Source organism: Leptospira weilii (assembly GCF_006874765.1).
Taxonomy (GTDB): Bacteria; Spirochaetota; Leptospiria; order Leptospirales; family Leptospiraceae; genus Leptospira; species Leptospira weilii.
Genome location: NZ_CP040840.1, coordinates 2,910,596 through 2,917,500, shown reverse-complemented (window position 1 = coordinate 2,917,500; position 6,905 = coordinate 2,910,596). Strand labels below are relative to the sequence as shown.

The window sequence follows — 6,905 nt, the reverse complement described above, 5'->3', positions numbered from 1 at the left end:
CTTTTGAAGGCCGGTGGAACGGTGGTAGAAGGAACCGCAGGAAATACGGGAATTGGACTGACTCATATTTGCAACTCGAAGGGTTATAAAACATTAATTATCATTCCGGATACACAGTCTCGGGAAAAAATCGATCTCTTACGGACCTTGGGCGCAGAAGTGAAAACCGTTCCAGCCGTTCCTTATAAAGATCCGAATAACTATGTAAAGGTTTCGGGTAGGATCGCCCAAGAGATGGACAACGCGGTTTGGGCCAATCAATTCGATAACCTTGCTAATCGAGAAGCGCATTATAAAACCACAGGTCCGGAGATTTGGAAACAAACAGAAGGAAAGTTGGATGCGTGGGTCACTTCTCTCGGAACTGGGGGAACTTACGCAGGAGTTTCCTTATTTTTAAAGGAAAAAAATTCCAAAATCAAAACCGTGGTCGCCGATCCCTACGGATCCGGAATTTATAATTTCGTAAAGAAGGGCGAGGTTTTTGCGGAAGGTAGTTCCTTTACCGAGGGAATTGGGAACGGAAGGATTACCGAAAACATGAAAGGGGCGCCTATGGACGATGCGGTTCGAATCACGGATGAGGAGTGTTTGAAAGTTGTTTATCAACTTCTTTATAAGGATGGGCTTTTTTTAGGAGGTTCGTCTGGGATCAACGTGGCCGCGGCAGTACAACTCGCCAAAGAACTCGGACCCGGTCATACTATAGTTACTGTACTATGTGATTCCGGAGCGAGATACCAATCTCGAATTTTTAATCCGGAATGGTTGATATCGAAAGGTTATTCCGTTCCTACGTTTTGAATTTGTGGTTCTTTCGAAACAGGAGAATTTTTATTCGTAGATCTCGATTTTTTTGGAGATTTTCATCTTTGAAACACAGAGGTCCATAGCCAACTTCACGAGTTGAGAATTGGAATCGCGATGCGGGGCGATCCATTGTAAATCTGCAATTTTTTAAAAGAATCATACTCAATGGGACGACCGAAGCTACGGACCGGTTTCGAAGAAAAAATAGATAATATTTATTGAATATACTGAAATTATGAAATTCAGAAGCGTTTTTTATTCGAAAACCGCCCGTACATTTCCTTAGGAAATGTACGGGCATGAGTTTCTCGAAACAATCCTAGTAAGAGAGCGTATAAAGGATTTGACCGCCGATATCGATACTTCTCACTGCAATTTCCTTCGAAACCATGGGATTTCCTCGAATTCCAAAACCTTCCGAAACGGTTTCACCCGTAGGAGTTTGAATTAGATTGTTTTGTGCCCAAGTTTTTCCGGTAAAATAAGTATGCGTTAGCTGAATGAGATAGATTCCGATTGTGACTGCGGCGGCCGTATGTTTTGCGTTTTTATAATCTCCCTCGTCCGAACGGATCGAGTTCAGTGAATTAGAGTTTTTGAATGCGTTGAATTGAAAGATCAAATTTAAATTCGAACTGGAAACGGAAGCCGAAGAAGAGTTGGAACCGAGGAGGAGATCGGTCGTAAATTGTTGTTCTATGATCTTTTCGATCTTCTTATCGTAAGCTTTAGCCCTATCTTTTTCAGCTGCGTCCAATCCGAAGTAGGAAAGGAAAGAAACGAAAAACAAAGTGGAATACGTTGTGCCCCATCCGCTTTGTTTCATCGCGTTATGACCCCAGCCGGGAAGAATCGCGGATTTCCAAACGGGTTCCCACGGATTTCTTTTCGCCGTGATATAATTTTCCCAATCTCCGTCTCTTTCTTCCAGGTATTTTTCCAATAACAACAGACGTTTCTGAACAATTTTATAACTATTCTCTTTAATCATCTGTTCGAGATAAATTGTATCGAGTTGTTCTTCCTTATCGCTTTTTTTACCCTCTTTGTTCAGTTTCTTTTTTTCTGTTTCGATGATCTTGGCGATTTCCTGCTCGTCTTTAATTTCCTTGAAGATGATCTTAAGAATTTTAGATTTCCCTAATTTTCCCCTTTTCCCGTCCCGAATGATGGTTACCGTTTCTGCGTCTTGATCAATCACGGTCGCATAAGCCCGTTCTCCTGATTTGAAAAGGATCGTTTCTGCGAAAATCCAGCTAGGCGATAGAAAAATAAAGAATAAAAAAAGAATTCTAGACTGCGTCAAGTTCCGTAGAGAATGGGTAAAAATTTTCATAAGTAAGGTTCCTGAGAATTTAAATTAATGCTTCAGTATTAGTAAAAAAATGAGAATTGCAATTTATTTCCGAATTCAATCGATTTTATTTGCTCGAAAATCTTGTGATGGGAAAAGAATAGGGAGTAAGAGGCACGTTACTTCATCTTAAAAAAGGATGAAAACGGCTTGAAATTAGATTGTCTTGGTTTTACGGGTTATGATTGCGATGAAAAAAAGAAGGTTTGAATTCAAAAGATCTATGTCGTTTTTGATCGTTTTAATTTTTTTTTGCGGAACTTCGTTCGCAAAGGAAGTGAAAGAAAAAGAATTGAAAGGAGATTCTGAAATTTCCTCCAAGCCGCCTGCTCAAGGATGTTGTAGAATCAGAATGGCGGGAGGGGGATACGACTACTTTGTTAGTACGGAAGACGATTGTGTCGCTCATAGACAATTTCATTCTTTTATGAAAGAGCGTACTCTTTGTTTTGAATCTTTTCCGGAATAGCCAATCTCCGATTTTTTAACGTTTCGACTGTTCGAACGATATCGGAGTTTTAAGGGTCCATCGAGAGGATACGTTTTGTTTATGACGGGAACATCTGTATAAAATAAATTCCAAACACGTTAGAAGTCTTCGATCGGCGGATTTGGGTAGAAATGGAGCGCGGCTATGAACCGAAAGAACGGAATACTCACCGCCACATTCCTGAATGTTATATTTTTTGAATATTCAAAAAGAATTAATGTAACGTGAGCAGGGTCGTAAGAAAGTTTGGGCGAATAAGAAACTAAAGTGTTGCTCTCTAACATAATCAACCTCACAAATACTCGGATCCGAAGATAAATCTGTCGGAATTCCGACAAATCCTATGTGAAACAATCGCCCACAACGCGCCCTAAACACCGACCCATAGGAAGGTGTTTACTGAGTTTAGGAAGCGTTGTGCCTGAGTTTCCCCTGATTTTGGGTGGTGGGGCGGAAAGACTCGGGAGATTTTTCCCTATCAAAAAATGATAATAAGGATCAAAAACTGATATTTTTCAAGTGTTCCGACAAGAATGATACTTTTTACTTGCAAAAAGTATCCCAGAAGCCTTTTAAATTTGTGGGTGCCTCTCTACGGATCGAAACATAATAATCGCTTTCGCATTTTCTTAGGCCGACCTCACGTTCAATTTAGGGAAAAAATCTAACTCGAATCAGAAAACCGTTTTCTCTTTCTATTTCCAATTCTCCTCGCAGTTGAAAACAAAGCGCTTCGATGAGGCTTATTCCGAGGGAGTCCCCGTCGTTTGGAGATTCTTTTATCTCGGATTTGTTGCCGATGCCGTTATCTCCGACCTCTAACATTAAATATCCTGAATCGGATTTTCGAAACAAGATCGTAATTTTGCCTTCTTTGTTTTCTGGAAACGCATGTTTGAAGGAATTGGAAAATACTTCGTTTATGATAAGCCCACAGGGAATCGCCTTTTCGATGGGAAGGAAGATCTCTTCTATATTACAATCGAGTTGAATACTTCTGTCATTCGGACCGTAAAATAGAAAAAGGCGATCCACTAAAGAACTGATATAGTCCTTTGCGTAGATAAATTTGTAAGAATTTTTCAGAAATAAATAATCCTGAACTATTCCCATCGCCTGAATCCGATTCGTCGCGGATTCGATCGCTTTTTTGGCCGATTCCGACTTCGTCTTTTGTTGTTCTAAGTTCATCATTCCAAGAATCAACTGGATATTATTTTTCACCCTAAGCTGAATTTCTCGAGATAGAGTCTCCTTCTCGTTCAAAGATTTCGTAAGTTCCGCTTCGGTAGCCGTGCGAATTGCGATCTCATTCTGAAGCTTTTTATTCGTCTTCTTTTGGAGAAGAATGAGTTCTTTTTGTTTTTTAATTCCATCTCCGAATTTTTTTAAAATTGTTATCACCAAAAACGTAAGAATTCCGCATAAGAAAGTAAAGTTGGAACCAATTACAAGAATCTGAAAGGGAGTTACGGACGGCTCCGCCCAGATTTGATAATGAGCGAAAAGAATACCCGAAAAAACGCAGATCGACACGACGCCCCAACCCCAAAACGCAAAAGTTTGGTTTAAAAAAATTCCACAAAAAACTGGAACTAAAAATAACCAAAGAATTCCTCCGCCTCCCAATCCTATCTTTGTGTAAAGTAAACAGCCTAGGGTAAAAACCAGGGACAAGAAAAAATAAGACTTAGGTTTATAGAATCGATTCGGTAATAATAAAAGAAACCATACGAGAAGAAGTGCAAGAGTATCTAAAATAACCACTTCTCCGAGCTTTTGTTGCCAGGCTAAATACACGCTCGGGATATAGATTAAAAAGCCAAAACAGGAAGCGAAAATCAGAAGAACGTGAATGATGTTTCTCTTCCAAGCATTTGGATGTGTGGAATTGGGAGAAGGGAGTTTGAGGAATTCTTTCAAAGGGGAAACAAAGCTCCTAGTTGTTTCATATTATTCTTGAAGATTCGTATCTTTTTGATCGTAAGATAATAAATGTTCCAATTTGGCTTTGGAAAAGTCATTTTTATCTTGAGTTTTTTTAGAATATGTGAGCATATGCTCATTATTTCGAGAAGAAAGGTTTTAAAGCCATTTATAGATCGAGAAGATTTATTTTTACCGTGCATCTTTCCGGATCGGTTGTAAATATGTAATCCTATTCAAAACAATCCTCCGATCCAGTATACAATAAAATTCCGAAGAACCCGGGGAGTTCATCAAAAATGAAAGAGTCAGGTTTCGAAATCAAAAAAGTTTCCTGTTTGTTTACATTGCTTTTGTTTGGAATTTCAGTAGGAGTTCTTATTTCCGCTTGTTCTGGAGAGAAAAAAGACGAGGTCGAAGGTTTCGCTCACGTATTGATGATCGATAATTCCTTTTCTCCGCCGATGCAGAAAATTCCGGTCGGAGGAGTCATTGAGTTTGTCAATTCGGGAAACAACCCGCATAACGCGATCGCTGTGGATAAAAATTGGTCCACGGAAAAATCCTTCGGAAGCATCGTAATGCCCCGTGGTTCCAAGACAAAAGTTACCTTTCCTCGGGAAGGAGTTTTTCCTTATTTTTGTTCCTTTCACGCGACTTCCGACGGCAAGAACGGAATGGTCGGAGATGTTGTAGTGGGAAACGTTCCTTACAACCCCGCCGCTAAATCTGGCAAATCCTGGAAGAACGTTGCTCAATTTTCCGGAATCACACGCAAAGTTCCTTCTTCCTATCCTACGATTCAGAATGCCGTAGATGCTGCAAGTCCGGGTGATCTCATTTTGATTAGCGAGGGTGTTTATTTGGAAGAAGTGACCGTTACTACGCCTTCCATTACGATTCGCGGCGTGGATCGGAATAAGGTCGTCATTGACGGTCAGTTTCAAAGAGGGAATGGAATCATGGTCGTTGCGGCAGACGGAGTTGTGATCGAGAACATGACTGCAAGAAACGCTACGTTAAACGGTTTTTATTGGACCGGAGTAAAGGGTTTCAGAGGTTCCTACTTAACTGCACATAATAACGGGGATTACGGAATTTATGCGTTCGACTCTAGGAACGGTGTGATCGAACATTCCTACGCATCCGGTTCTCCCGATTCCGGAATTTATATCGGCCAGTGTTATCCCTGTAAGGCGATTCTTTACGACGTCGTTTCCGAACACAACGGTCTCGGTTATTCCGGGACGAACTCTGGCGGTGAGCTTTATCTCATCAGTTCCATTTGGAAGAATAACATCGTGGGAGTTGCGCCGAACACTCTCGATAGGGAACTTCTTCCTCCGGAAAGAGAGACCACCATCATAGGCAACTTAATCTATAATAACAATAATCCTAAGGCTCCGATTGCGGCTTTAGAGTATCCTTCTTTTGGAAACGGCATTTTGATCGCGGGAGGAATTTCGAATACTATCCGAAAAAACGTAGTAATCAATCATGAGAATAACGGGATTGTAATCCTTCCTAATTTGGACGAAAACTTTTGGATTTCGCATAACAACGTAGTTCGGGATAATATCGTCTACAATTCGGGAAGAGCGGATATCGCTCTCGTCGGACCGATGAGCACGGGGAACTGTTTTTCCGGAAACGAGTACAGAACCGAACTTCCCGCCTTTTTGGAGAAGTGGAACGGTTGCGACTCTTTTCTTCGACTTCCAATGGGCGGAGATCTTTCCATGATGCTCGGCGCTCTTGGATTGATGGTGCAGGCTTCCGACGGAAACTTTCCTTCCGGAAATTATAAGGAACAACCGATTCCAGGTCCTCAAATGAATATGCCTAATGGAAGCGCCGCTCCGGTGAGACCTGCGTTAACCGCTTTTGAAGATTTTAATTTGGATTTGGATAAAATTTCCCTTCCGGAAGAAACGGAAAAAATTTTGAAATCGATCCCGAGAAAACCTTCCTCATCGACTGGCGCGATCACTCTGGTAAAACCGAGAAGCCTTTTTCCGTTTTTCTATCATTGGCTGGGATTTTTACTTCCGTTTGCGATTTATATCTGTTGGACTTCCGTGTCTCTGTTCGATCTTAAGGATCGGATCGATTTGGATCGGAACAAAAAGTTGTCTTGGGTCGCCGCGATCACTCTGATTCCGATTTTGAGTTCGGGAATTTATCTTCTTGGAGGGGGGAGCAAATATCCGAACTGGTTCAAAAGAACTTTGGTTTTGGGAGGATTGATCGTCTTTTTTCTGCTTTTGGTTTACACAGGAATCTCCCTGATGAACGGCATTGGAACCAAAACAATAGGTTGATAAT

General features: G+C 41.1%; 5 protein-coding genes (1 of these 5 cut by a window edge). 3 read left to right on the top strand and 2 right to left on the bottom strand.

The genetic code is table 11. The annotated features are described in order from the left end of the window. Nucleotides 1-804: the 3' portion of a cysteine synthase A gene (locus FHG67_RS14145; RefSeq protein ID WP_004500986.1), read on the top strand. The gene continues 177 nt to the left of window position 1, outside the view; only the last 804 of its 981 coding nucleotides appear in the window; its start codon lies beyond the left edge, outside the window; the stop codon is at nt 802-804. Nucleotides 805-1,129: 325 nt separating this feature from the next. Here FHG67_RS14145 and FHG67_RS14135 read toward each other — a convergent pair whose 3' ends face one another. Further along, nucleotides 1,130-2,146 (bottom strand): LA_0442/LA_0875 N-terminal domain-containing protein, encoded by a 1,017-nt coding sequence (locus FHG67_RS14135; protein ID WP_142499832.1) that lies wholly within the window; start codon nt 2,144-2,146, stop codon nt 1,130-1,132. A gap of 208 nt (nt 2,147-2,354) precedes the next feature. Here FHG67_RS14135 and FHG67_RS14130 point away from each other — a divergent pair, with 208 nt between their 5' ends. After that, nucleotides 2,355-2,633, top strand: coding sequence for an LIC_11321 family protein (locus tag FHG67_RS14130; protein ID WP_376767575.1), 279 nt, complete (start codon nt 2,355-2,357; stop codon nt 2,631-2,633). Between the two features lie 672 nt (nt 2,634-3,305). Here FHG67_RS14130 and FHG67_RS14120 read toward each other — a convergent pair. Beyond that, entirely contained in the window at nt 3,306-4,577 is a 1,272-nt protein-coding gene (locus tag FHG67_RS14120) for a sensor histidine kinase (RefSeq protein ID WP_004500971.1), read from the bottom strand. A 302-nt stretch (nt 4,578-4,879) separates the two neighbouring features. On the opposite strand from FHG67_RS14120, the gene FHG67_RS14115 reads away from it, so the two are divergent. Then, on the top strand, nt 4,880-6,901 hold the full coding sequence (locus tag FHG67_RS14115) for a right-handed parallel beta-helix repeat-containing protein (protein ID WP_004498776.1): 2,022 nt from the start codon (nt 4,880-4,882) through the stop codon (nt 6,899-6,901). The last annotated feature ends 4 nt before the right edge of the window (nt 6,902-6,905 follow it).